This is a genomic window from Streptomyces sp. NPDC007856 (assembly GCF_042868225.1).
Taxonomy (GTDB): domain Bacteria; phylum Actinomycetota; class Actinomycetes; order Streptomycetales; family Streptomycetaceae; genus Streptomyces.
Genome location: NZ_JBIAEC010000003.1, coordinates 664,670 through 687,820, shown reverse-complemented (window position 1 = coordinate 687,820; position 23,151 = coordinate 664,670). Strand labels below are relative to the sequence as shown.

At 70.6% G+C, this 23,151-nt stretch carries 34 protein-coding genes and 1 pseudogene; 28 read left to right on the top strand and 7 right to left on the bottom strand.

The window, feature by feature from the left end; translation table 11 throughout:
• Positions 1-19: 19 nt before the first annotated feature.
• From ACFYOH_RS11300 to ACFYOH_RS11280, 5 genes and pseudogenes are all read right to left on the bottom strand, one after another.
• Complete coding sequence (locus ACFYOH_RS11300; protein ID WP_388623781.1) at positions 20-385, bottom strand: TadE family type IV pilus minor pilin; 366 nt, start codon at positions 383-385, stop codon at positions 20-22.
• A gap of 22 nt (positions 386-407) precedes the next feature.
• Positions 408-611, bottom strand: a complete 204-nt coding sequence (locus tag ACFYOH_RS11295) for a DUF4244 domain-containing protein (RefSeq protein WP_388623779.1) — start codon at positions 609-611, stop codon at positions 408-410.
• Positions 612-698: 87 nt separating this feature from the next.
• Entirely contained in the window at positions 699-1,478 is a 780-nt protein-coding gene (locus ACFYOH_RS11290) for a type II secretion system F family protein (RefSeq protein ID WP_388623776.1), read from the bottom strand.
• Positions 1,479-1,657: 179 nt separating this feature from the next.
• Entirely contained in the window at positions 1,658-2,503 is an 846-nt protein-coding gene (locus ACFYOH_RS11285) for a type II secretion system F family protein (RefSeq protein WP_388623891.1), read from the bottom strand.
• Between the two features lie 7 nt (positions 2,504-2,510).
• Positions 2,511-3,113 (bottom strand): annotated as a pseudogene (locus tag ACFYOH_RS11280) (ATPase, T2SS/T4P/T4SS family); the annotation flags it as partial.
• Positions 3,114-3,155: 42 nt separating this feature from the next.
• On the opposite strand from ACFYOH_RS11280, the gene ACFYOH_RS11275 reads away from it, so the two are divergent.
• Positions 3,156-4,646 (top strand): recombinase family protein, encoded by a 1,491-nt coding sequence (locus ACFYOH_RS11275; protein WP_388623774.1) that lies wholly within the window; start codon positions 3,156-3,158, stop codon positions 4,644-4,646.
• 61 nt (positions 4,647-4,707) lie between these two features.
• Here the strand turns inward: ACFYOH_RS11275 and ACFYOH_RS11270 are convergent, their stop codons facing one another.
• On the bottom strand, positions 4,708-5,457 hold the full coding sequence (locus tag ACFYOH_RS11270) for a helix-turn-helix domain-containing protein (RefSeq protein WP_388623772.1): 750 nt from the start codon (positions 5,455-5,457) through the stop codon (positions 4,708-4,710).
• Between the two features lie 235 nt (positions 5,458-5,692).
• Between ACFYOH_RS11270 and ACFYOH_RS11265 the strand changes: the two genes are divergently transcribed.
• From ACFYOH_RS11265 to ACFYOH_RS11160, 22 genes are all read left to right on the top strand, one after another.
• Positions 5,693-5,953: a hypothetical protein gene (locus ACFYOH_RS11265; RefSeq protein ID WP_388623770.1), complete on the top strand. Its 261-nt coding sequence runs from the start codon at positions 5,693-5,695 to the stop codon at positions 5,951-5,953.
• A gap of 74 nt (positions 5,954-6,027) precedes the next feature.
• On the top strand, positions 6,028-6,951 hold the full coding sequence (locus ACFYOH_RS11260; RefSeq protein ID WP_388623767.1) for a DUF6907 domain-containing protein: 924 nt from the start codon (positions 6,028-6,030) through the stop codon (positions 6,949-6,951).
• Positions 6,952-6,986: 35 nt separating this feature from the next.
• Positions 6,987-7,136 (top strand): hypothetical protein, encoded by a 150-nt coding sequence (locus ACFYOH_RS11255; protein ID WP_388623764.1) that lies wholly within the window; start codon positions 6,987-6,989, stop codon positions 7,134-7,136.
• Positions 7,133-7,381 carry a hypothetical protein gene (locus ACFYOH_RS11250; protein ID WP_388623762.1) on the top strand — a complete coding sequence of 83 codons (249 nt, stop codon included), beginning with the start codon at positions 7,133-7,135 and terminating at the stop codon, positions 7,379-7,381. The genes ACFYOH_RS11255 and ACFYOH_RS11250 overlap by 4 nt, the downstream gene beginning before the upstream one ends.
• A gap of 88 nt (positions 7,382-7,469) precedes the next feature.
• Positions 7,470-8,396: a bifunctional DNA primase/polymerase gene (locus ACFYOH_RS11245; RefSeq protein WP_388623759.1), complete on the top strand. Its 927-nt coding sequence runs from the start codon at positions 7,470-7,472 to the stop codon at positions 8,394-8,396.
• The gene (locus ACFYOH_RS11240; protein WP_388623756.1) at positions 8,393-9,568 is read left to right on the top strand and encodes a DNA primase; all 1,176 of its coding nucleotides are present in this window, start codon (positions 8,393-8,395) and stop codon (positions 9,566-9,568) included. Before ACFYOH_RS11245 ends, ACFYOH_RS11240 begins: the two co-directional genes overlap by 4 nt.
• 276 nt (positions 9,569-9,844) lie before the next feature.
• The gene (locus ACFYOH_RS11235) at positions 9,845-10,042 is read left to right on the top strand and encodes a hypothetical protein (RefSeq protein WP_388623754.1); all 198 of its coding nucleotides are present in this window, start codon (positions 9,845-9,847) and stop codon (positions 10,040-10,042) included.
• Positions 10,039-10,416: a hypothetical protein gene (locus ACFYOH_RS11230; RefSeq protein ID WP_388623753.1), complete on the top strand. Its 378-nt coding sequence runs from the start codon at positions 10,039-10,041 to the stop codon at positions 10,414-10,416. Before ACFYOH_RS11235 ends, ACFYOH_RS11230 begins: the two co-directional genes overlap by 4 nt.
• 104 nt (positions 10,417-10,520) lie before the next feature.
• Positions 10,521-11,072 carry a single-stranded DNA-binding protein gene (locus ACFYOH_RS11225; protein WP_388623750.1) on the top strand — a complete coding sequence of 184 codons (552 nt, stop codon included), beginning with the start codon at positions 10,521-10,523 and terminating at the stop codon, positions 11,070-11,072.
• A gap of 15 nt (positions 11,073-11,087) precedes the next feature.
• Positions 11,088-11,252 (top strand): hypothetical protein, encoded by a 165-nt coding sequence (locus ACFYOH_RS11220; protein WP_388623748.1) that lies wholly within the window; start codon positions 11,088-11,090, stop codon positions 11,250-11,252.
• The gene (locus ACFYOH_RS11215; RefSeq protein WP_388623745.1) at positions 11,249-11,536 is read left to right on the top strand and encodes a hypothetical protein; all 288 of its coding nucleotides are present in this window, start codon (positions 11,249-11,251) and stop codon (positions 11,534-11,536) included. The genes ACFYOH_RS11220 and ACFYOH_RS11215 overlap by 4 nt, the downstream gene beginning before the upstream one ends.
• The gene (locus ACFYOH_RS11210; protein WP_388623743.1) at positions 11,533-12,159 is read left to right on the top strand and encodes a hypothetical protein; all 627 of its coding nucleotides are present in this window, start codon (positions 11,533-11,535) and stop codon (positions 12,157-12,159) included. Before ACFYOH_RS11215 ends, ACFYOH_RS11210 begins: the two co-directional genes overlap by 4 nt.
• Positions 12,160-12,230: 71 nt before the next feature.
• Complete coding sequence (locus ACFYOH_RS11205) at positions 12,231-12,443, top strand: hypothetical protein (protein ID WP_388623740.1); 213 nt, start codon at positions 12,231-12,233, stop codon at positions 12,441-12,443.
• Between the two features lie 102 nt (positions 12,444-12,545).
• Complete coding sequence (locus ACFYOH_RS11200; RefSeq protein ID WP_388623737.1) at positions 12,546-12,824, top strand: hypothetical protein; 279 nt, start codon at positions 12,546-12,548, stop codon at positions 12,822-12,824.
• Entirely contained in the window at positions 12,821-13,192 is a 372-nt protein-coding gene (locus tag ACFYOH_RS11195; RefSeq protein ID WP_388623734.1) for a DUF6907 domain-containing protein, read from the top strand. The genes ACFYOH_RS11200 and ACFYOH_RS11195 overlap by 4 nt, the downstream gene beginning before the upstream one ends.
• Positions 13,189-14,307, top strand: coding sequence for a hypothetical protein (locus tag ACFYOH_RS11190; protein WP_388623732.1), 1,119 nt, complete (start codon positions 13,189-13,191; stop codon positions 14,305-14,307). The genes ACFYOH_RS11195 and ACFYOH_RS11190 overlap by 4 nt, the downstream gene beginning before the upstream one ends.
• Positions 14,307-14,483, top strand: a complete 177-nt coding sequence (locus ACFYOH_RS11185; protein WP_388623729.1) for a hypothetical protein — start codon at positions 14,307-14,309, stop codon at positions 14,481-14,483. Before ACFYOH_RS11190 ends, ACFYOH_RS11185 begins: the two co-directional genes overlap by 1 nt.
• A complete protein-coding gene (locus ACFYOH_RS11180; RefSeq protein ID WP_388623726.1) occupies positions 14,480-14,794 on the top strand; it encodes a hypothetical protein in 315 nt (104 codons plus the stop codon). Before ACFYOH_RS11185 ends, ACFYOH_RS11180 begins: the two co-directional genes overlap by 4 nt.
• 1 nt (position 14,795) lies before the next feature.
• Positions 14,796-14,981 carry a DUF6257 family protein gene (locus ACFYOH_RS11175; protein WP_388623723.1) on the top strand — a complete coding sequence of 62 codons (186 nt, stop codon included), beginning with the start codon at positions 14,796-14,798 and terminating at the stop codon, positions 14,979-14,981.
• 85 nt (positions 14,982-15,066) lie between these two features.
• The gene (locus tag ACFYOH_RS11170) at positions 15,067-17,181 is read left to right on the top strand and encodes an FtsK/SpoIIIE domain-containing protein (RefSeq protein WP_388623721.1); all 2,115 of its coding nucleotides are present in this window, start codon (positions 15,067-15,069) and stop codon (positions 17,179-17,181) included.
• A gap of 188 nt (positions 17,182-17,369) precedes the next feature.
• Positions 17,370-17,570, top strand: a complete 201-nt coding sequence (locus tag ACFYOH_RS11165) for a hypothetical protein (protein WP_388623718.1) — start codon at positions 17,370-17,372, stop codon at positions 17,568-17,570.
• Positions 17,571-17,825: 255 nt separating this feature from the next.
• Positions 17,826-18,176 (top strand): HNH endonuclease, encoded by a 351-nt coding sequence (locus tag ACFYOH_RS11160; protein WP_388623716.1) that lies wholly within the window; start codon positions 17,826-17,828, stop codon positions 18,174-18,176.
• Between the two features lie 208 nt (positions 18,177-18,384).
• On the opposite strand, the gene ACFYOH_RS11155 is transcribed toward ACFYOH_RS11160, so the two are convergent.
• The gene (locus tag ACFYOH_RS11155) at positions 18,385-18,813 is read right to left on the bottom strand and encodes an endonuclease VII domain-containing protein (protein ID WP_388623713.1); all 429 of its coding nucleotides are present in this window, start codon (positions 18,811-18,813) and stop codon (positions 18,385-18,387) included.
• A 159-nt stretch (positions 18,814-18,972) separates the two neighbouring features.
• On the opposite strand from ACFYOH_RS11155, the gene ACFYOH_RS11150 reads away from it, so the two are divergent.
• From ACFYOH_RS11150 to ACFYOH_RS11130, 5 genes are all read left to right on the top strand, one after another.
• Complete coding sequence (locus tag ACFYOH_RS11150; protein WP_388623711.1) at positions 18,973-19,464, top strand: hypothetical protein; 492 nt, start codon at positions 18,973-18,975, stop codon at positions 19,462-19,464.
• A 79-nt stretch (positions 19,465-19,543) separates the two neighbouring features.
• Positions 19,544-20,986, top strand: a complete 1,443-nt coding sequence (locus ACFYOH_RS11145) for a terminase TerL endonuclease subunit (RefSeq protein WP_388623708.1) — start codon at positions 19,544-19,546, stop codon at positions 20,984-20,986.
• Between the two features lie 9 nt (positions 20,987-20,995).
• Positions 20,996-21,160, top strand: coding sequence for a hypothetical protein (locus tag ACFYOH_RS11140; RefSeq protein ID WP_388623706.1), 165 nt, complete (start codon positions 20,996-20,998; stop codon positions 21,158-21,160).
• Positions 21,157-22,392 carry a phage portal protein gene (locus ACFYOH_RS11135; RefSeq protein ID WP_388623703.1) on the top strand — a complete coding sequence of 412 codons (1,236 nt, stop codon included), beginning with the start codon at positions 21,157-21,159 and terminating at the stop codon, positions 22,390-22,392. Before ACFYOH_RS11140 ends, ACFYOH_RS11135 begins: the two co-directional genes overlap by 4 nt.
• The gene (locus tag ACFYOH_RS11130; RefSeq protein WP_388623700.1) at positions 22,389-23,102 is read left to right on the top strand and encodes an HK97 family phage prohead protease; all 714 of its coding nucleotides are present in this window, start codon (positions 22,389-22,391) and stop codon (positions 23,100-23,102) included. Before ACFYOH_RS11135 ends, ACFYOH_RS11130 begins: the two co-directional genes overlap by 4 nt.
• Positions 23,103-23,151 lie beyond the last annotated feature (49 nt).

The window sequence follows — 23,151 nt, the reverse complement described above, 5'->3', positions numbered from 1 at the left end:
TCCCTCACCGCACCTCGTCTCACGGCGCCGCCTCCCCGGTCGCCCCGGTCGCCGTGGTGGCCCCCGTCGCCGCGGTTTCCTCGGCCGGTGCGACGGCCTGCTCCCGCACCTCGAAGGGCAGTCCGCTCAGCACCGGCGGTCTGGCCACCACCGTCACCCGTACCTGATCGCCCTCGCGCCCGACCGTCACCCGGGCGCCGCGCGGGGCGGCCTCCCGGGTCACCGTCACCACGGCGTCGGCCGGGTCCTGACGGGCGGCGGCCCGGGCGCCGATGCGGGCGGCGTCCACACACTGGATCTGTGCGGCCACCACGAGCAGCCCCCAGACCAGCGCCATCGTGAACGCCACCAGCACGCACAGCACCACGGCCGCCTCCGCGGTCACGAACCCCCGGTCCCTCCCTCGCTCACATCCGCTCACTGAGGGCCTTCTTCACGATGTCCTGCAGCTCCGCCCGGACCTGGCCGCTGGTGACGACCTCATAGAGCAGCAACGCGAACCCGACGGCCGCGATGATCCCCATCGCGTACTCGGACGTCACCATTCCGGCGTCCCCGTGGCTCTTCCGGCACAGCCGTACCGCCGCCGCTTCCTTGATCTTCCTGTGCATTCCAACCCCCGTGGGATTCATGGTCTTTGTGTTTCTCCGCGATTGCGCGGTCCGTCGACCGCTCGGGCTCGTTCGCTCTCGTACGCCTCATCTGCCTCCCATCACGCCGCCCGCGAGTCCGATCACGACGGGCAGCACGCCGACCGCGATGAAGGCGGGCAGGAAGCACAGGCCCACCGGCGCGGAGATCAGTACGGCCGCGCGCCTGGCCCGGGCCGTCGCGGTGCGGGCCCACTGCGCGCGTGCGTCGGAGGCGAGGCGGGCGGCCGGGCCGGCCGCCGGAAGCCCGGACTCATCGGCCCGCTCCAGCAGCCGCGCCAGTGCTCCAGCGCCGGGCAGCTCGGCCAGCCGCCGCCAGGCGGCGGCTGGTTCACCGCCGAGCCGCACCTCGGCCGCGCCCCGCGCCAGCGCCTCCCCGACCGGCCCGTCGAGCGCCTCCCCCACCGCCTGCGCGGCGATCACCGGTCCGGCACCGGCGGCGACACAGGCGGCCAGCAGATCTGCGGCGAGGGGGAGTTGGCGTGTGGCGGCGGCCGTGTCGACCGGTTCCGACCGGTCGGCCGTCAACTGCCGGCTCCGCCACCCCCGCAGCACGAGCCCGACGCCCAGCCCCAGCACGGCCCCGGTCGCACCACCGACCAGGATCCAGGCACCGCACGCCGCCCCGGCCGGCGGCAGCCACCGCCGCACCGTGTCCGCCGACGCGAACCGCCGTCCGGGCACCGGCACTTCCCTGCCGAGCAGCTCGGCCACCCGTCGCCGCGCCCGTCGTCGACTCCGGGCCAGCGCCAACCGCTGAACCACCCAGCCGACGGCCGGCACAACGACCCCGACCGTCCCCAACCTGTGGACTACTTCCCCGCTCATGCCGCCCGCCCTCCCCACTCGTCCCAGCCGACGCGCCCCATCACGCGCCCACCTCCCGCACACCCCGCTCCCCCACTGATCGCCGCAGGCTCCCGCACGTCCCCGCGCACTCCTCGCCCCGGATGCCCTGCCCAGCACGCCCCTCGCGCGCCCAACCCCGAAACCCGCACCGCCACCGCTCACACCGCCCCCGCTCCCCGCACGATCCGCACGGCCCACCACAACCCGGCCGTCTCGAAGGCGGATCCGATCGCCAGGCAGCCCAGGCCGGCGCCCGTGTGCAGCAGGACGTGGAGCGGGTCGGCGCCCATGGCCGAGCCCAGGAGGAGGCCGAGGGCGGGGAGCGCGGTGAGCAGCACCGTGGTCGCCCGGGCGCCCGCCAACTGGGCGCGCAGGTCGGCGCGCTGGTCCCGCTCGGCGCGCAGGGCCGCGTCCAGTCGGTCCAGGCCCGCCGCGAGCCCGGCACCCTGGTCCACGGCCACCCGCCAGCACGCGGCCAGCCCGAGCAGGCCCTCGGCGCCCGGCTGCCGGGCCGCCGCGGTGAGCGCGCCGGGCACGTCCCCGCCGAACCGCGCCGCCGCGACAACGGCCGCCTGCGCCTCGCCGAGCCCGCCGGAGTCCCGCGCCGCCCGCAGCAGCGCCTCGCCCGGCTGTCGTCCGGCGCGCACCTCTCCGGCGAGAGCCCCGCACAGGGCGATCACCGCGTCCGCCCGCCGTTCCCGGACCCGCCGGGCCTGCCGGGCCAGCCGCACCCGGCGCAGCACCGGCACCCCGGCCGCCCCCGCGACGACCGGAATCACCGAGGCCCCCAGCAGCCCGAGCAGCAGACCGGCCGCGAGCGCCCACCACTCGGCCCCCAACCGGCCGCGCAGCCGCCGTAGTTCCGCGAGGGCCCGGGCCCAGGAGGGTGGGCCGGTCGCGACCACTCCGCCGCCCGCCAGCAGCAGCCGCGCCCGCCGCATGCCGTAGTGCCGGCCGCCCAGCAGCCAGACCAGCGCGCCGAGACAGATCAGCGCAGCGCCCATGGACGTCTCACCGATCACTTCCCGCACTCCTTTCCGAGTCCGCTCCGGCGTCCAGGAGCCGCTCCAGCCGCTCCCAGCCCCGCTCCCGCACGAAGGCCCGCGCACTCCAGCGCAGGGCCGGCACTGTCCGGACCAGCCCCGTGGTGTCCCGCTCCAGCACGTGCACCTCGGCGATCCGGCGCCGCCCGGACCGGTCCCGTACGAGGTGCAGGACCACGGAGAGGGCGGCCGCCAGCTGGCTGTGCAGCGCGGCCCGGTCGAGCCCCGCGGCCGTGGCCAGCGCCTCCAGCCGGGCCGGGACGTCTCCGGCGGCGTTGGCGTGGATCGTGCAACAGCCGCCCTCATGGCCTGTGTTGAGGGCCGCGAGCAGGTGCACGACCTCCGGTCCGCGGACCTCGCCGACGACCAGCCGGTCGGGCCGCATCCGCAGCGCCTGCCGGACGAGGTCCTCCAGGGTGACCAGGCCGGCGCCCTCCTGGTTGGCGGGCCGGGTCTCCAGCCGGACGACGTGCGGATGGTCCGGTCGCAACTCGGCCGAGTCCTCGGCGAGCACGATCCGCTCGCCCGCCCCGACCAACCCCAGCAGGGCGCTGAGCAGGGTCGTCTTCCCGAACTCCGGATAATGACGCCTCTACTGGTGCACACTCAGGTCATGAAGAGCACTCCAACGGGGGACGCCCGGACGCGCGCGGTCATCTACTGCCGCATCTCCCAGGACCGCACCGGCGCCGGCCTCGGCGTCGACCGCCAGCGCGAGGACTGCGAGGCCCTCGCCGAGCGCAACCACTGGGACGTCGTCGAGGTGTACGTCGACAACGATGTGAGCGCGTTCTCTGGGAAGAAGCGCAAGGGGTATCGGCAGATGCTCGCCGACCTCGACGAGGGCAGGGCCACTGTCGTCATCGCCTGGCACACGGACCGCATCCACCGCTCCCCGCTGGAGCTGGAGGAGTACATCAACCTGTGCGAGCGCCGCGGCGTCGCCACCCACACCGTGCAGGCCGGGGAACTGGACCTCGCCACGCCCACGGGCCGGATGCTGGCGCGGCAGCTCGGGATCATCGCCCGCTACGAGTCCGAACACAAGGGCGACCGTGTCGCCAGGGCCCGCCGCCAGAAGTCGCTGAAGGGCGAGTGGACCGGAGGGATCCGCCCGTTCGGCTGGGGCGTGCCCACGGGTGAGATGAAGAAGAAGACCGACCGGAAGACCGGCGAAGAGGTCGAGGTGCCCGAGCTGGACATGCTCAAGGCCGTGCCCGAGGAGGCCGAGGCGCTGCGGTATTGGACGGACACGATCCTGGCCGGCGGGTCGGTCCGCGGCCTGGTGAAGTGGTGCGCCGACAAGGGCATTCTCACCACCAGGGGGAACCCGATCACGCACACCGACATGCGGGACATGCTGATGCGGCCCAGGAACGCCGGGATCGCCGTCTGGCGGGGCGAGGAGGTCGGCCGCGGGCAGTGGGAGCCGATCGTCGACGAGACGAAGTACAGGGCCGTCCTGGCCATCCTGAAGGACCCGTCCCGGACGACGACGCCGGGCGCCCAGCCGAAGTGGCTGGGATCGCTGCTGTACCGGTGCGGGCGCGGGGAGTGCGACAAGTTCGTGTACGTCACCCAGTCCGGCGGCCGGCGGTATCCGTCGTACCGGTGCCAGGACGGGCACGGCGGCGGCCGGCGCGCCGAGATCCTCGACCAGTACGTCGAGGACGTCATCGTCGAGCGGCTGTCACGCCCCGACGCCCACGACCTGCTGCTGCCCAGCGGCGACCAGGTCGACGTCGCCGCGCTGCAGGCGGAAAGCGAGCAGATCCGCCGGCGCATGACGGACCTGGCCGGGCTGTTCGGTGCCGGGCAGATCGACATGGTCCAGTTCACCGAGGGCACCGACACCGCGCGGGCCCAGCTGGAGGGCGTGACGAAGCAGCTGGCGAAGGCTGCGATGCAGGACCCGCTCGTCGGCCTGGTGGGGGCGCCGGACGTGCGGAAGGCGTGGAAGGCGCTGGAGCTGGAGCAGAAGCGGAACGTCCTGCGGTCGCTGGTCGAGGTGACGCTGAAGACGCCGCGGCCCGGTCGGATGCCCGATGGCGGCTACTTCGACTACGAGGCGGTCGTGTTCGCGTGGAAGCGAGGGAGGCAATAGCCTCAGGGAGCGCCGCATCTCTCGACATCTGAGCGGCCGGATTGGGACGCCTCGCTATCGGCTAGCTTTCCAACAAGGGCAAGTTGTGTACCGGCTGCTCGGGCGGCTTCCCGGTTTCCTCTTTGGTCAACCGAACCCACTCTTCCGCCACAAACTTAACCGCGTATTCCTTCCGATCTTCGTCACGAGCTCGGTCGGGTAGCGGCTCCTTTCTCGCATCGTCCGCCCACCAACTGCGGACGCCACGGAGACTCAAGATCTTCAGGACCTCTGGGTCTTGGATCTGATGGCGTGCTGCGGCTCTGAGCAGCGCGTTCTCTGCTTCATAGGTGTCGCGAATTGCGGCCTTGAGCGCGTCGCGGGCTTCCTCTTCGTTCGCTTTGGCTCTCTGATATTTGAGCTTGGCTGTACGGACCAGCATCTTGGCGTCGTTGGATGCTGGTTGCCCACTGAAGAACTCGTCCAGCGCTACGCCCAGCGCGGCGGCAATCGCGACCAGCTCGTTGAGGCGCCATGGCCTTTCACCGCGTTCGATCTTGGCGATCTGTGTCTGAGACAACTTCACGTCGTGGTGTCCGGCCGCTCGATCCGCCGTCAACTTGTCGGCGATCTGCTGCTGCGAAATCCCGAGGGCCGTGCGGATCTGCTTCAGGTTGAAGCTCGCAAGCCTCTCCATATCCAGGCCGTCCAGAGGATGCGGCGGATCGTAGTCAACGTTCTGCCGTTCCCCTTCCTCATGGACGAGCTGCATGGCCATGTAGACCTGCTCCTCGTCGTCAGCTACTCGCGCGTCCAAATCGTCCGGCTTCACGTCAGGACTCCTCGGCATAGTTCGTCATGAGCTGAAGGTATCAGGCCGTTTCCGGGTTGACACCCCCACGTCTGCGTGTACTGTCGTCCCGTAAGCACGCCACGTTCTCATCTTCTCAGTCCATTACAGACTGACACTGGGTGGCACTGCCCGGCACAGAGCGACACAAGATCAGAAAGGTGAGGCAATGACAGCGCCTCCTCACCAAACGCGGGCGGGACATGCCGCCCGTGGCATGCAGCTTGAAGAGCTGCTCCGACTGCCCGTCATGGTCGACCTCGAGACGTCCAACCGGGCATTCCTGCTCGGCCGTACCAAGGGCTTCAGCCTGGCCAAGGCGGGTGACTATCCGTGTCAGGTCATGCGGGTTGGCCGCACCTACCGCGTCAGCCGGGCCGCGCTGCTCCGCGCGCTCGACATCGATCCCAACGCGAGCGGCGCCGGGTCTAGCCACCCGACGCCGCCTTGCGAGAACGACCCTCACCACCAGCGCTAACTAGCAAGACGGCGACGCCCGGGGTCTAGCCACCCCATTAGCGCCGCCGCCGGAAAGAGAACGTCCTCATGGCCATGAAAGCACAGCCCGTCGAGGCGGCAAAGGCGCCGTCGTCCCTTCCCGAGCAGAGCATCACCGCGAGCCTGACCGTCGAGATCATGAACGACCTCGACAACGGCCAGCCCGCGCTGCTCGCCAGCACCCACGGGAACCAGGGTGACCTTCAGGTGGTCACCGTGGCACAGATCCTGTCTCAGGCCGCCGAGGCACGGAAGGACATCACCCGGATCGAGCAGCTGGCCGCCCAGTACGAGGCCGCGGCCGCGCCGAAGATCCCCTCGCGCACCTGGTCATTCACCGACCGGGAGACCGGCGAGCCGCGCACCATCACCTGCCTTCAGGGCTGCACCAGCGACCACACCGGCGACATCGCGACGCCCAGCTACACGCTGGACGTCTACTGCTGGAACACCGACGGCAGCACCTCCGAAACCCTGCCCATCGACGGGGCCGGGCAGGACGAGGACTACCGCATCCTCGACACCGTCATCGCGCACGAACCGTTCTCCGACAACCCCGCCCGCCGCGCCCCCCACGCAGTCGTCGAGGTCATCGACGAGCACTACATCGGAGACCTCGACGAGCACGGCCTGCAGGGCGTCATCGACACTTTCGAGCGGCGCCTCGCCGTGATGCGACTGCGACGCGCCGAGCTGGCCCGCATACGCGCCGACTACTTCGCGCGCCAGGCCGCCGAGACGGGACTGTGCCCCATCTACCCCGGGGTCTGCACCGAGACCGGTCCGCACGACGACCACGCCAGCCACCTGCACAACGCCGTCGACTACGGCTTCGTGCACGTGTCCGACGGCAAGCCTCTCCTGTACATCGGCGGCGACGAGTTCAACCCCGCGGATGCGGCCGCCAAGGCCGCGGAACTCCGGGCCGCCGCCGCCCAGATCGAGGCCATGGCCTCCAGCGCGAAGGCACAGGCGTGAGCGCGGCGACCACAGAGCAGGCGTCGGTGTCTGGCATGGCAGACACCGGGCGCCCGGCCCGGCCCGCCGGCTACTGGGACAGGGTCCGTCGCATCGTCGACCAGGCGCCGCCCCTCACCGACGACCAGCGCGCGCGGATCCGCGCCGCATTCCACCAGCCCGCTCCCAAGGAGGCGGCGGCATGACCGAGCGACGCCCGGGCCAGTGGCCCGTCGACGAGCCCGCCGACCTCGACCAGGCCAGCGACGACGAGCTGTACGTGCAGCGCGCCGGCGAGCGGGCGCTGCACGAGATGGTCCTCGACTCCATCCGGCACGACCTGGAGCAGCAGCCCAGCGCGTTCACGGTCGTCAGCGCGGCCCGCAACTGGTGCAACCGCATCACGGCGGCTGCCGAGGAGATCGCCCGCAGCAAGCGCAGTACCGCCTGAGCCGCGGGCGGGCGCCGTACCTCCCCCCGGCGGCGCCCGCCCGCACCCCCACGAACCAACTGATCCAGCTCGTAGAAGAGAGCAGTTCGTGACCGTCGGCCTCCGCATTCCCGCCCAGCTCCCGGCCGCCGCCGAGACCTACGCCAAGGCGGGCATCAAGGTCTTTCGTGTTCGGCGGAACAAGACCCCATACGCCAACTGTGCGCGCTGCGACCGGCAGAGCAGCCTGTACATCAAGCACCGCCCCGAGGACTGCCAATGCGGCGTACCCACCTGCCACGGGTTCTGGGCCGCTACCACTGACCTCGACCTCGTCCGCCGCTGGTGGCGCGAGGAACCCGACGCCAACATCGGCGCGCCCTGCAAGCTCAACGGCTGGGCCGTCGTCGACATCGACCCCCGCAACGGCGGCCGCGAATCCTACGAGGCGCTGGAGAACCGGGTCGGCGTCCTGCCCGGCACCACCATGCAGCTCACCGGCGGCGGAGGCCTGCACATCCTGTACCGCTCCCCCGACTTCGAACTGCCCGGCCTGCTCGGTCCCGGCATCGACTTCAAGCACAACGGCTACATCCTGCTCGCCCCCTCCGTGCACGCCTCCGGCGGCCGCTACCAGTGGGTAGGAGACGGCACGTATGCGGCACCCGCCGTCGACTGGCCGGCCACCCTGCTGCCTCGGAAGCAGCGGCGCACCGTGCCCCCCGCCCGCGCCACGCCCCGCCACCGGTTTCCCCCGCAAGAACGACCGAAAGGGCGCCCTGGCGGCGGCCGCATGTGGACCGTGGCCGACCTCGTCCAGCACGTCATGGACTCCCACGAGGGCAACCGCAACAACGCCTTCTTCTTCGCCGCGTGCCGCGCGCACGAGCTGGCCGAGCAGAACCTCATCGACCTCGGCGAGGCCGAGCTGGGCCTGCTGTCGGCGGCATCAGCGGTGGGACTCACCGACTCGGAAGCGAGGGCCTCGTTCGACAGCGCGTCCACCAGGCCGAGCGACCGGGGGTGGGTGGCGTGACGACCGACTTCGACGCCGCGATGGACGCCTACTTCGGCCCGGACGGCGAGGAGCCGCCCGTCGACTGGGGCGACGTGGACGCGGAGCCCGCGGGCAAGGAGCCGGCTCCCCGCACGTGGGCGGCGCAGGACCTGCGGTCGGTCCTCGACGGCAGCTACAAGCCGCCGCAGCCCACCGTCGGTCGGCGAGACGACGGCGTCGGCCTGTTCTACCCGGGCCGGATGAACAGCGTGGCCAGCGAGTCCGAGGCGGGCAAGACGTGGTTCGCCCTCATCGCCTGTCTGCAGGAGATCAACGACGGCAACCACGTCTTGTACCTCGACTTTGAGGACGACGCGGGCGGCGTCGTCGGTCGGTTGCTGTGCCTCGGTGCGAACCCGGCCGTCGTCCTGGAGAACTTCCACTACGTCCGCCCGGAGAACAGCCCGAGCGACATCGACCTCATCGACCTGGCCACCGTCCTCGACCACGAGCCGACCCTCGCAATCGTCGACGGCGTCACCGAAGGCATGAGCCTCTTCGGCCTCGAGCTGAAGGACAACACCGACATCGCCAAGTTCGGCCGCCAACTGCTGCGCCCGCTCATGAACAGCGGCGCCGCGGTCGTCACCCTCGACCACGTCGTCAAGTCGTCGGAGAACAGGGGCCGGTACAGCATCGGCGGCGTCCACAAACTCAACGGCCTCAACGGCGTGATGTACATGCTGGAGAACCGACGCCCCTTCGGCATCGGGGTGACCGGCAAGTCCACCATCCGCGTCGCCAAGGACCGGCCTGGCCAGATCCGGAAGAACGGTCTGTCGCACTCCAGCGGCATGCACTGGTACGCCGACCTGGTCGTCAAGTCCGAGTCGCAGGAGTACGCCGAGGCCCACCTGTACGCGCCGATCCAGCGCGACGAGGAGGACCGCGAGGCCGACGAGGACGCGCGCCGCCTGCGCGCGCTGCAGAACAAGGTGCTCGACGCGCTCGCCGGAGCACCCGGCCCGCTGCCCGGCAAGGGCATCGAGGACCGCGTCGCCGGCCGCGCCGTGGACGTGCGACGGGCGGTCGCAGCCCTCGTCGACTCCGGCCGGATCGTGACCGAGCCGGGCCCGCGCGGCGCCACTCTCCACAGCCTCGCCACCCCGTCCACAAATGGGGACGAACTGCCCGAGGAGGAGGCCGCGTGACCTCGTCCCGGGCATGGGACGAGGTCGTCTGTCCCACTCTGCCCCACTTCATACACCCCTCTTGATCGACAACTCCCGGAAATGACCTCGTCCCACCTCGTCCCACCTCGTCCCGGACGAGGTCGTGAGTCCTCGTCCCTCGTCCCACTTCTTTAGGTGGGACGAGGACGAGGTCACACACAGGGTCCACGACCGACCACGCCGCCGGGACGAGGTCAGCACACCCGCAACAGGAGGCGCCTCAATGCCCGTCCCCAACACCCCGCGGCCCGCGCGATGAACGTCGACGACATCGTGGCCGAGAAGATCGCCGCCGCCCGGATCCGCGCCGAGAACGCCAAGCGCCGGCGCGCAGCCCTCGCCGCCGCCCGGCAACGCGGCCTCGCCGCCCGCCACGCCCAGAAGCTCCGCAGCCAGGCCAGTCGTGGGGATACGCCCACGGTTGCCGACACCACCACCGAGGAGAACCAGTGACCGAACGCACTCTCGCCCCCGGCACGCTCGAGGCCGCCGCCGACGACATCCGCGACCACGGATACGCCATCGTGCAGACCCGCATCGAACGCGTCCCCGCCCGCTACCGCAGCGCCCACTGCCTGGAGTTGGACGGATGCTCACGGCCAGCGACCCTCGTGACCCTCGCCCTGGCCGAGATCACCGACGAACCAGGCGGCGCGATCGGCTTCAGCTTCGCCAGGGACGGCGCTGGCCGCCTCATCCGCACCTCGACGTGCGACGAGCACCGTTGCGAGGCAAGCCACGACGTCTACTACGTGCTCACCGGCCGCACCCGGCCGGACGGCATCCGCGCGTTCGACGTGCCCGGCCAGCACATGAACTGGCTCTGACCCGCACGGCAACGGCCGGCCCGCGGGAACCGGGCCGGCCTCCCGCTCAGCATCCCGCACCAGGTGCGTCAAATGACGCACCTCACCCCGAAGGAGACCAGCTGATGGCTGGAGAGACCGTCATCACCGTCGTCGGCAACCTCGTCGACGACCCCGAGCTCCGCTTCACCCCGGCCGGCGCCGCCGTCGCCAAGTTCCGCGTCGCGTCCACCCCGCGCGTCTTCGACCGACAGACGAACGAGTGGAAGGACGGCGAGACCCTGTTCCTCACCTGCTCGGTGTGGCGGCAGGCCGCCGAGAACGCCGCCGAGTCCCTCGCCCGCGGCACGCGGGTCATCGTCCAGGGCCGGCTGAAGCAGCGCTCCTACGAGGACCGCGAGCAGGTGAAGCGGACGGTCTACGAGATCGATGTGGACGAGGTCGGCCCGACCCTCGCCCGCGCCACCGCGAAGGTCACGAAGAACCCGGCGTCTGGAGTCCGTACCGGCGAACGGAGCCCAGGGGGCGATCCGTGGGCCGGCGCCCAGCCCGCCAACGGCCAGCAGCAGAACGGCGGCTGGGGTGGCAGCCAACGCTCCTCTTCCCAGGAAGACAAGCGTTCTGCCCCAACCGCCCGACAGCAGGGCGCCGGCTACTCCGACGAACCCCCCTTCTAAGCCCGGGAGTACGACATGAGCGACCACGAGATCCAGCTGCTCGTCATCGGCATCGCCATCGGCATGGACCTGATGCTGCTCGTACAGATCCTCTTCGGGATCCGTGACGACCGCCGGGACCGTAAGGCCCGGCTCGCCGCCCAGGCCCAGCTGCAGCACCGCGTGGAGGCCCACCGATGAGCAACGCAACGACCGCAGCCTGGTCGTGGAAGGACGGCAAGGATGCTGTCACCGCAACCTGGCAGGTGGGCGGCTGGCCCGTCGACCCCGCCGGGCCGGAGGGGCGCATGCAGCCGTGCCGCTCCACTCTGGCCCGCCGGGCGCAGGGTCTCGGCCCCTGCCGGAAGCCGGCCGAGTGGAAGATCGAGCGCCGTACTGGCCGACGGATCACGACCGGCTGGTACTGCACCCGGGACCTGCCCTCCACTGAGGCTCCACCCATCGACGCCGAGCAGGTCTCATGAACCCGTGTGGCCTGTGCGAGCGCGACCTCGAGCACGGCTACCTGTGCCCGGGCTGCGCTCGGGCCACGGCCCGGCACCTCGACCGCATGCCGCGCATGTACGACGCCCTCGCCGCGTTCCTCCACCCCGGCGGCCGCCGGCCCGAGCTCGGCCGAGCCCGGCCGGTGGAGGCGCCGCTGCCGATCGCCGAGCCCGCGTTCAACCTGCGCGGGCCCGGCGGGATCGTCGGCATCCTGGAGGACTGGCGGTCCGCCATGCAGTCCGACCGCGGCTGGGGCGAGCCCGCTACCACGGGCGACACCCCGCGCCGTGTCGCCGTCGCAGCCCGGGCCCTGTCCATCAACCTCGACTGGATCGCGGCGAGCTGGCCGATGGCCGGCGCGTTCGCCGAGGAGATCCGCGACCTGGTGCGGGACGTCACCTCGATCGTGAACCCGCCCGAACCGTCGCTGCGGCTCGGTAACTGCCCGGCCGTCTTCGAGGACGGTGTCGTCTGCGGGGCCGTCCTGCGCGTCCCGCACGGCACTGCCAAGGTCGAATGTCAGTGGTGCAACACCGTCTACCCGCCCGAGACTTGGCTCGTCCTCGCGTCCGGTCATTGGGCGGACGGCGATGCGGCATGACACCCTTGACCGAGATAAGCACCCCTGCTTATGCTTGTGGTCAGGCAGTCGCCTCCGGTACGAGGAGGGACGTGACTACGTGGAAAGAACGGCACGACGAGGCCGTCCGCAAACAGCAAGCCGCACAGCGCGCCTACCAGGACGCCACCGACGAACGGGCCCTCGCCCTCATCGCCGGCGTCGACGAACTCGGCAGCCAAGCCGCCGTCGCCAGAGAGCTCGGCGTCAAGACCCCCAGCGTCAACCAGGCGATCCGCGCCTATGAGAAGAAGCAGCAGCCGTAGAGCTCTGCCCCACAACTGAAGACGGCCCAAGGCCGGGATTGCCGTCCCAGCCAAGGGCCTGACCGAACCGCCTACCTGACCTAACCAGGAGGAGATCCGGCTATGGCCGATCTTGCCATGCCCGCGCACGAGCGCGGCACCACCCAGATCCCCGCATCCACCGAGGCCCGCGAGCTGCGCGACCTGCTCGCCGCCATCCGCGAGGCCCTCGCTCTCCCGTTCGGAGTCGCCGACTACCAGCAGCGGCTCCTGGAGCGCGCCGCCTGGGCCCGGACCGTCGCCGACGCCGTCCTCGACGACCCCGGCGAGGACATCGGCTGGAACGCCGACTACCTCCGCGGCAAGCTCGCCGCCCTGGACGCCGAGGCAGGTGCCCAGTGAGCACCGAGCCCCGCACCGCCACCGTCAACATCCTCGTCACCAAGCCGCTGGAGATCGACGAGCCCGACTGGTGCACCGGCCACCGCACCGACCAGGCGCAGTTCAAGCCGGACATCACCCACTACGGACCCGAGCACACCATCGCGGCCAACGGCATCCCGGTCTGCCGCGCGATGCTCTCCCAGTCCCCCTTCGCCAGCAGCGAGGAGAACCGGGAGGTCTGCCTGTACGTGGAGGAGTGCGACTTCACCGGCTCCTACGCCCCCGACGAGGTCGAGCAGCTCGCCGACGCCTTCACCCAGGCCGCAGACCGGCTCCGCGCCCTCGGCCACGACCTCTCCGCCGCCCTCGCGGGAGGCGGCCAGTGAGCACCCGAGACCTCACCCGCGGCCAGGCCGTCGTCCTCGGCGCCGCCGCCATCGCCATGGTCATCGTCGGCGGCTTCGGCGCCTGGGGCACCTACAGCAACGCCGTCTCCGCCTTCCACCGGCAGGCCACCGCCGCCGGCGTCGTCGCCGCCGGCGAGGGCCTCACCTTGATCCTCGCCCTCATCATGCTCGGCAGGACGATGCTCGGCATGGCGTCACCGGTCGTGGTGCGGGGCGGCATGTGGCTCGCCCCCGTCTCCGCCAGCTGCATCGGCGTGGCCATCGCCAACGACGTTCGCGAGGCCGCCGTGTACGCGGTGACCCCGCTCGCCATGTCCGGCGCCGCCGAAGGCCTCGGGCTGATCGCCCGCAGCATCGTCGTCTACCGCACCGGCGTGGACGCCGAGGTGATGCGCCGCAACGCCGATGCCGCCCGGCAGCTTGCCTTCCAGCGGGCCGTCGCCGACGGCCACCCGGGCAAGTGGCAGCGCAAGCTGGCGGTCCGCCGCTACTGGCGGCTGGCCCAGTACGTGGGCGTAGGCGACACCGAGCTGGGCGCCGGCCTGGTCGACGTCCAGCGCGTCCGGGTCCGCGAGGGAGCCGATGCGGCCCTCGCATCCATGTACGGCGCCCCGGCGGTTGTGAGGTCCCAGGAGGACCTCACAAAGTCCCGGACGGCCTCCGCCACGGAGGTGCTCCGGGCTCGCTTCGCCGAGATGGACCCGTCCGACGCCATCCGCCTCGCACACGATGCGCGACCTGATGCGCCCCCGGCCGAACTCGCCCACCTGCTCGGCACCTACGGCCTGCCCGTCGACCCTGTAGCGGTCGCTCTGGTCCTCGGCAACCGGCCGCCGGAGTACGAGGTGCATCGACCTGATGAGGCTGATGCGCTGCAGGTCAACGCCCTGGAGCCGGTGACGCTCGAAGCCGCGGTCGTCGAGGCCGCATCCATCCTCGGTCCGGACGCCAAAGCCCGCGAGATCGCCGAGCACGTGGCCCGTCGCCGCCGCTTGGTCGTCACCGAGAACTACGTCCGCACGGCCCTGTCCCGGGCGGCGAAGAGGCCGCAGGACGGCGTCCAGGGCGACGAGATGCGAGGGGGATACGCGTGATGCGCTGGATTCTCTTCGGCGCCCTGCTGGGGGTGCTGGTCGCTTTCCCGGCCACGGCCACGCTGGTCGGTACCACCGTCCTGGCCGTGGTCTCCCAGCCCCTCGTCATCGCCTTCGCCGCCGGCGCCCTGGCCCGGCCTGTCATCGGTCGCCGCGTCAGGGGGTGGACGGCGTGAGCGACGCCCTCAACAAGGCGGAGGCCGCCGTCCGGGAAGCCTGCGACAACACCGACGTCACCCGGATCGTGGCCGCGGTCATCGCCGCGCAGCAGGCCGTACAGCAGCAGGCCCCGCACGCGCCCGCATGCCAGCACCAGCACAAGCCCGGCCGCAGCGCCGGCGAGTGGCTGGCCATCAGCTGCGCCGTCTGCGTCGGCGGCATCGGGATCGCGTTCGCCTCGATCGCGGTCGCCATCGGCGGTATCTCCGTCGCGATCCTCGCCCTTGTCCTCCGCGCCATCTGGCGCGACTTCCAGAAAGGCCACTGACATGGCCGACGACCTCAAGTTCTCTGACTTCACCACCGGCGAGAAGGTGCACATCGTCGCGCTGACCGCCCGTGCCGCCAAGCGCGGCATGGCCGACGACGGCAGCGGCAACGTCGACATCAGCGACCTGCAGCGCCGCATCGAGCGCATCGAGAACGCGGCCCTCCGCCGCAAGAACCGCAAGTAGCCCCGCCCCGGGGGCGGCGTCCTACCACCAAGCAGCCGCCGTCCCCGGGCCTCCCGACCACAGCAAGAGGCAGGAAGCCACCAGCATGACGGAGACCGTCGTTCAGCTCCACAAGGACGCCCACCAGGATGCCCGGGACGCCGAGGACGCCCCCCGCGTCCTGACCGAGACCATCATCGACGTCATCCAGGACGCCCAGCCCAGGCCCGTCGACCCGCCCAACGCCAACGCCGAGCCCGGCAGTTGGCTCGCCGAAAAGCAGGCCTACCTCGCCGAAGCACCGCCCGTCGTCCCCACGTTCCTACGCAACGCCGCCGAGTTCGTCGACGCGGCCCGCTGGACCGTCTCGTACTACGCGCACGTCACCGCCTTCCACGCCCTCCGTGCGCCTGTCTACCTGGCCCGGCTTCTGCTGCGCGCCCCACGCGGCGCCGGCCGACTCGTCGTCCGCTGGGGCAAGTGGGTTGCCGACACCGAGGCCCGGCCGGTCGAGGCCAAGGCCGCCGCCTCGGCGGACATCGAGGCCTGGCTCGCCCTGTCCCGCGAGCACTCCCGCCGTGTCCGCCCGCGTCGGATTGCCTCCCTCGCCGTGGCCACGGTTACCGGCATAACGACGCTGGTCAGCAGCTTCCTGGTGCCCGGCTGGACCCTCACCGCCTACGTCGCCGCCGCCGCGGTCACCGGCTGCTTCGGCAAGAAGGGCGACAAGCCGCTCATCACCCGCTACGTCGCCACCAACGTCCTGCGCCGCCTCGACAGCACCGAGGTGTTCGACGCGCTCGCCGCCATCGGCATCGAGGGCAAGAAGGGCCGCCGCGGCGTCGAGTTCGCCTCCGAGGTCATGCGGGACGGGCCCGGCTGGCGGGCCGAGGTCGACCTTCCCCCGGGCGTCGAGGCCACCGCGGTGCTGGAGAAGCGGGCCGCGCTCGCCGCCGCCATGCGCCGCCCCATCAGCACCGTGTGGCCGGAGGCCGACCGCACCGCCCACCCGGGGCGCCTGGTGCTGTGGGTCGCCCAGCGTGACCCGGCCAAGGCCGGCCGGAAGCTGTGGCCGCTCATGAAGGACGGCCAGGCCGACGTCTACCAGCCGCTGCCCTACGGATTCGACCCGCGCGGCAACCTCGTCGAGATCACCCTCATGTACTCGAACCTGCTGGTCGGCGGCATCCCCGGCAGTGGTAAGACCAGCTGTGCACTGGCGATCGTCCTCGGTGTGGCCCTCGACCCGTCGGCCGAACTGTGGATCTACGAACTCAAGGGGTCCGGCGACCTCGACTCGGTCAAGCCCATCTGCCACCGGTACGTCAGTGGTGACGAGGATGAAGACCTCGAGGCCGCGCTCGCCGGGATGCGGTCCGGGATCGCCGAGTACCAGCGGCGCGCCGCGTTCGTCCGCAGCCTGCCCGCCTCCGAGGTCCCGGAGGGCCGCAAGGTCACCCGGGCGCTCGCCGAGAAGTATCCGGAGCAGCAGCTCGGCCCCCGGGTCATCGTCATCGACGAGGTCCAGGAACTGTTCACGCACCCCGAGTACAAGGAGGAGGCAGCCGCCCTGGCGACGCGCCTGATCAAGAAGGCGCGCGCCTACGGCATCATCCTCATCCTGCTCACCCAGAACCCCGACGCCCCGTCCCTGCCCACCTCCGTCTCCAGCTCGGTCGGCACCCGCCTGTGCCTGGCCGTCATGGACTGGCGGGCCAACAACAACGTGCTTGGCACCAGCGCCTACGAGCGAGGCCTACGCGCCACGGACATCAGCATCGACGAGCAGGGCACCGGCATCCTCGCCCGCGGCCGTGAAGGCATCACCGTGCGCGCCGCGTTCATCAAGCAGACCGAGGCCGAGGACATCGCCAAGCGTGCGCTCGCGCTCCGCACCGCAGCCGGCACCCTGTCCGGGCAGTCCGTCGGCGCGCAGGTCGAGGAGCTCGACGTCGAGACGGTCGTCGACCACGTCCGCGCAATCTGGCCGGACGGGATCGAGGCCGTGCACTCGCACCGGCTCGTCGAGGCCCTCGCCAGCTACCGGCCGGACCTGTACAAGCCCTGGCTGGAGATGGACGCCGCTGCGGCCTCGACGGCGCTCAGCACGGCGCTGAAGCCCTTCAAGGTGTCCACCCGGCAGCTGCAGATCCGGGACTGCTGTGGCGGCGCCAAGGGCGTCCGCTACGCCGATCTCCCGGCCGTCGAGGACGGCGACTGACGGCCCGCGGGCCGGTTTCGGGAAGGGGTTGAGGTTTCACCCCGACCCGAAACCGGTTTCGCCCCCGATATCGGGTCTGAGCTGGCAAGTTTCGGGTTTCGGGCCACACCGGGCAGCCCCCGATTGTGACCGGAATAGCGTTCCGGTCACCCCTCTGCGCCCGACACCACTGACGCATCATGGATGCCATGGAGTCGACCAACCTGCGGCCCGGCCACCTCACCGCCCACCAGACCGCCCAGCAGCTCGGCATCACCCTCGACGGCGTTCGCCAGCTCGTCCACCGAGGCAAGCTCAAGCGGTCCGGCGGCAGCCCGCGCCAACCCTGGTACGCCACCGAGGACGTCACGATCCTCGCCCTGAAGCGGGCCCAGCGCGACGCCGCTTGACCGCAGGTCAGAGCAGTGTCACGATCTCGGTGTACAACTGTGCCCTCACGCGGCACCACAGACCACAGATGAAGCCCCAGCCGATGTCCACAGGCTGGGGCTTTCGCTGTGAACGGGCGGCCCGTGGCAGAGCGGCCAAATGCACCAGCACGGCGGAAGGGTCTTCGCGGTGCTGGGCGGGGAAAGGGCGACCCTGCCCCCACCCGCCGTGGGTTCGAATCCCACCGGACCACCCGACCACACAGGGAGGACGCCATGGCACGCCGCCGTATGCGCCCCTGCCTGGTGTGCGGCACCCTCACCCGCAACCCCTCACGCTGCGACCCACACCAGCAGCAGTGGCAACAGCAGCAAGACCGAGTGAGAGGCAGCGCCCACCAGCGTGGCTACACCCAGGCCTGGCGCACAGCAGCAGCCCACGCCGTAGCCCAGCACCGCAGCGAGTGGGGCGACTACTGCCCAGGCTTCAAGGTGCCTGCTCACCCAGCGACCGACCTCACCGCCGACCACATCGTGCCCAAGGCAGCCGGCGGCACCGACGACCCGAGCAATATCCAAGTCCTCTGCCGTGGCTGCAACAGCAGGAAGCACGCACAGTCCACCTGACCACCACCACGGTCACCCAGGGTGATGCCCGAGGTCGGCGACGTCGCATAAGGGGGGCGGGGTCGATCTCGGGAGCAAGATCGTCCCCGGACCCGGCCCCCCGCCCCAAAACTTCGCGTAGGGGTTCTGAGCCGTTTTTTCGAGGGCCAGCGTCGCCGCGTAGGCTTCCGCGCTCGATTTTGACTTCACAGCGTGACTTTGCGTGCCTTTACCGGGTGATCTCCGGGGCCTCGGTGCGCAAGTACACGATGGCGTTCGCGAGGGTCTCCGGGTTCTCCTGGGCCATCCCGATCATGACGTTGCAGTTCTGGCAGAGCAGACCCCGCACGGCGCTGGTGTCGTGGTCGTGGTCGACCACCAGTCGCTTGCCCGCAGGCGGTTCTCGCCGACAGATGGCGCATCGCTCACCGGCGGCGGCCAGGAGACGGTCGTACTCCTCCGGTGTGAGTCCGTACTTGCGGCCGAGGTCAAACGTCCGCCACTGGTCAGCGTTTTCCGAGTAGTAGCTCCGGTGGTACTTCGCGATCCTGGCCTTCTGGCACTCATCGGAGCACGTGGTTGCCCTCTTACTGCGCGTTCGGGGGATCTGCTCGTTGCAGATACAGCAAGGGCGCGGCTTCCACGGGGTGTTCTTCACGCGCTCTTTGACACTCTCGAGCCGCTCCTCGTGGTAGCGGTCGTGGCATTCCTGGCAGCGTTTCGGGTGAGGTCCTCGCTGGCCAAGTCTCGGGCGTGCGGCCCCGCCGCAGTCAACGCACAATCGCATGACCCAATAGTAAGTCAACTAGTGGGGTAGGTGGTCGAGTTGCCGGGACCGCCGCCGAAGCCTGTTAGCGACCGCCAAGGACGCCACCGCGCCGATCTCGGCATCGTCCGTCTCGCCGGGGAAGCGCCGGCCGCACCGCCCAAGCTGTGCGCCGCCGCGAACCGGGCCTGGAACGACTACTGGACGGACGTTATCGCCGGCGTGCTACGTCCTGGGGACGCACCCCTGGTCGACCGGTGGATCCATAACGTCGACCGCTATCACCGGATCATGCGGCTTGCCGACAAGGAGCCGGTGGTCGAGGGCTCGACGGGCCAGCAGAAGCCGAACGGTCTCTATGACCTCGCGTTCAAGATCGAGGCGTCGATCAAGGCGGATGAGCAGCAGCTAGGGATCGGGCCCCTGAACCGTCTTCGGCTCGGCGTGAAGATCGCGGAAGGGGCCAAGTCGCTCGCGGACCTCACCGCGGAAGCAGAGGAGGGCGACGACGATGACGACCCGCGCGCCTTCCTCACCGGTTGAGGTCCTCCCCTGGCCTGACTCGGTGCCCAAGCCGTTGTCGGCGCCTCCGCTGACGACGGCGCGCAGCGATGGGCCCAAGGTGATCCGGTGGATTGAGAAGCACTGCCGGTACGGCGAGGGCGACCGGTTCGGGCAGCGGGTGAAGCTGGAGCTGTTCCAGAAACTGTTCCTGATCTGGCTGTTCGAGCTGAAGCCGGACGGCACCCGGCGGTACCGGCGGGCGCTCCTGGAGGTGCCGAAGGGTAACGGGAAGACGCCGATCGCCTCGTGGGTGGCGGCGTACCTGCTGGCGACGCAGCGCTCTGCCGTCATCCCGGTCGCTGCGGCAAGCTACGAGCAGGCCGAGCTGCTCTTCGGTGACCTACGGACGTCCGTGGCCGAGTCGCCGACGTTGAGCCCCCTGTTCCACGCCTTCGAGGGCGAGGTTCAGGTCAAGGATGGCCCCGGCCGGGCGTACAAGGTCGCCGCGGTGGCCGGCACGAACGACGGTCAGCGTCCGAGCGCGTTCTTCGCGGACGAGATCCACGAGTGGACGGGCAACAAGGCCCGGGTGCACCTGGTCATCGCCAACGGCGCCGCGAAGCGCGCCGGGTCGGTCGTGGTGAACACCACGACGCCGGGCGCCGACCTCGACTCGATGGCCGGCAAGCTCCACGAATACGGCATCAAGGTCAACTCCGGTGAGATCGAGGACCCAGAGTTCCTGTTCGTGTGGTGGGGATGTCCTGAAGACCGCTACGACCTCAACGACCACGAGCAGCTGCAGCAGGCCATCCGGGACGCCAACCCCGCCGCCGGCCTGTTCCTGTCCGTTCCCGACGTCGCAGCCCGCTTCTACCAGATCCCCCGGCACGAGTTCGTCCGCTACCACCTCGGAATCTGGACCACGGTCGCCGAGCGGTGGATGCCCGCCGGCGCCTGGGAGGAATGCCAGCGCAGCGAACCGGTCCCGGAGGGCGCCGAGGTCTGCCTGGGCTTCGACGGCTCGTACAACGGGGACTCGACGGCCCTGGTGGTCGTCTCCTGCCCCCAGGACGAGGACGAGCTGCCGCACGTGGACGTCGTCGAGGCCTGGGAGCGCCCCGAGAACGTCATCGGTGACTGGCAGGTGCCGATCCTCGACGTCGAGGCCGCAATCCGGGACGCGTGCCGCCGCTGGCAGGTACGGGAGATCGTGTGCGACCCGTACCGATGGGCGCGCACCTACCAAATCCTCGAGGACGAGGGCCTGCCCATCGTGGAGTTCCCGCAGAGCCCGGCTCGGATGATCCCGGCGACGACGCGCTTCTACGAGGCCACGGTCAACAAGCAGCTGACCCACTCGGGAGATCCGCGGCTCGCCCGCCATATCGGTAACTGCGCACTGAAGGTCGACGCCCGCGGCGCTCGGCTGACCAAGGAGCACAAGAACAGCCGCCGCAAGATCGACCTTGCGGTGGCCGCCGTGATGGCCCTCGAACGGGCCTGTCAGGAACCCGAGCCCGAGCCGACGCCGCAGTTCTGGAGCTGGGCCGACCTGTAGGAGGTGCCCGTGAAGCTCCCCCGCCTGAAGCGGCCACGACGGACGCTCACCGACGTCACGGACGTGGTCGGCGTCGGCTGCCTGGTGGGCGCGGCCTGGTGGTGGCAGCCCATCCTCGGCCTCGTCGCGACTGGCGTGGCCATCATCGGCATGGGATGGGTGGTGGACCGGTGAGTCTGTTCCGCCGTGGCGCCGAGCGCCGCACCATCCAGCAGTTCGGGGACAGCAGCATCCCCACGAACGGCTCGCTGATGACGCCGACGGCGTCCGGCGTGCCCGTGAACGACCAGACCGCCATGCAGCTGATCGCCGTGCAGGCCTGCGTGCGCATCCTGTCGTCGGCGATCTCCCGGCTGCCGCTCAACGCCATGGTGATGCGCGATGGCGTCCAGGTCCCGACCCCGGCGGCCCCGACCATCGTGGTGGATCCCTTCGGCGGGGCCAGCAACACCCGCTTCCCGACCAGGCGGGCCGGCCTGAAGCAGATGGCTATCTCCCTGCTGCTGCGCGGCAACGCCTACGGCATCGTCACCGCCCGGGACCACCTGTACCGCCCGTCACGCATCGCCGTGCTGCATCCCGACCTGGTGAAGGTCACGATGAACGAGGACGGCGGCCGGGACTACGAGGTCAACCGGGTTGCCGTGGACGACCCCCGGGACATGGTCCACCTGACCGGCATGTGTATGCCCGGATCCCCAACTGGCCTGTCCCCGATCGGCTACGCCCGGCAGTCCATCGGTCTCGGCCTGGCAGCCGAGCGCTTCGGTGCGCAGTTCTTCGGCCAGGGCGCCCACCTGTCCGGTGTCATCACCGTCGACGGCGACCTCGACAAGCAGCGGGCCCGGCAGATGAAGGAAGGGTTCGAGGCCAGCCATAGCGGTCTGGCGAACGCGCACGCGATCGGTGTGCTGTCCGGCGGGGCGAAGTGGCAGCCCATCTCCGTCAATCCCGAGGACGCCCAGTTCCTGCAGACCCGCGCCGGCCAGAACCTCGACATGGCGATGCTGTACGGCGTCCCTCCCCACATGCTCGGCCAGGTCGACCGCACCACCAGCTGGGGCACCGGCATCGAGCAGCAGGCCATCGGGTTCCGCGTGTGGACCCTGGACGACTGGCTGGGCACCTTCGAGGACGCGTGGACAGCGATGCTGCCGCGCGGCCAGTCCGCCCGGTTCGACACCAGCGAACTGGAGCGCACCGACACCGCCGGCCGCTGGTCCTGGTACGCCACAGCCCGAACCATCGGCGGCATGACCCAGAACGAGATCCGGGCCAAGGAAGGCCTGCCCCCGATCGAGGGCGGCGACGACATCGCGGCCCCGCTGAACAGCGCGCATTCCGGCGACAGCACACCACCCGCCCCGCCCGGCGACGGGCCTCCCGCCCTCGACAAGGAGCCATGATGGACCTCTCCGTCCGGGCCGAGCGGCCCACCACCATGCAGCACCGCGCTATGCCGTTCCGCGGCGTGGAGCTGCGCGCCAAGCCCGACGGCACCGGCGGCGACGCCCTGACCTTCAGCGGCTACGCCTGCGTCACCGAGCAGGGGTACGAGATGGAGGACTGGCTCGGCCCGTTCACCGAGGTCGTTCGCCAGGGCGCGTTCACCAAGACCCTCGCCGAGAACGCCGACGTGCCGTTCCTCGTCAACCACAGCGGTCTGACGCTGGCCAGGACCAAGTCGGGGACGCTGCGGCTGGCCGAGGACGACACCGGCCTGCACACCGAGGCCGAGCTGGACCCGGCGAGCCCGCACGTGCAGGCCCTGCGCTCGGCGATGGAGCGCGGCGACGTCGATGAGATGAGTTTCGGGTTCTGGATCACGCGTCAGCAGTGGTCCCCGGATTACGACCAGCGGGACATCCTCGAGGTGAGCCTCAACAAGGGCGACGTCTCGGTGGTCAATTACGGGGCCAACCCGAACACGGCCGGCGCGACTCTCAACTCGCGTGACGTCACGGCGCAGTTGCATCGCCTGTCCGCCGACGAACGCCGCGAGGTGTTCGACCGGCTCGCCGCCGAGTTCGCCGAGGCACCCGCGCCCGTCGAGGACACCCCGGCGGGGCCGTCCCTGTCGTTCCTGCAGGCCCGTGCCCGCGCGCTGGCCCTCTGACCGTTTCACCGCCTGCCGACCGCGCCGGAGCCGCGCCGGCTGCCCACGC